The sequence below is a fragment of the Stenotrophomonas geniculata ATCC 19374 = JCM 13324 genome, from assembly GCF_001431625.1.
Lineage (GTDB): Bacteria > Pseudomonadota > Gammaproteobacteria > Xanthomonadales > Xanthomonadaceae > Stenotrophomonas > Stenotrophomonas geniculata.
On record NZ_LLXT01000078.1, the window covers coordinates 1 to 660 of the forward strand.

Genomic DNA, 660 nt, shown 5'->3' on the forward strand with positions numbered 1-660 from the left:
ATGGTGGGGGGATGATCTATCTCAAATTACGACAGGAAGGACGCATCGTGAACTACAAGCGTGTGGAGCGGTTGTACCGCGAGCAGCAGCTGCAGGTCCGGCGCCGCAAGCGCAAAAAGGTGCTGATAGGAGAGCGTCAGCCGCTGCTGCGGCCATCGCAGGCCAATCAGGTGTGGTCGATGGATTTCGTGTTCGACCGCAGCGCCGAAGGCCGAGTGATCAAGTGTCTGGTGATCGTGGACGATGCAACCCACGAAGCGATCGCCCTCGAGGTGGAGCGCGCAATCTCCGGCCATGGCGTGACACGCGTGCTGGATCGGCTGGCGCACAGGCGCGGCTTGCCACAGGTGATCCGCACAGATAACGGCAAGGAGTTTTGCGGCCAAGCGATGGTGGCCTGGGCACATGCGCGTGGCGTGCAGTTACGGCTGATCCAGCCTGGCAAGCCAAACCAGAACGCCTACGTCGAATCGTTCAATGGCCGGCTGCGCGACGAATGCCTCAACGAGCACTGGTTCCCAACCCTGCTGCATGCGCGTACCGAGATCGAACGCTGGCGACGCGAATACAACGAGGAGCGACCCAAGAAGGCCATTGGCGGCATGACGCCATCTGCGTATGCCCAACAGCTGGCCAACCCCGATATCATCAACCCCGGAC

Annotated in this window: 1 protein-coding gene; it reads left to right on the top strand. The window is 61.4% G+C overall.

The features are described from left to right. The coding region (locus ARC63_RS04105; RefSeq protein ID WP_057502600.1) for an IS3 family transposase at positions 1 to 660 on the top strand (660 nt) is incomplete at both ends.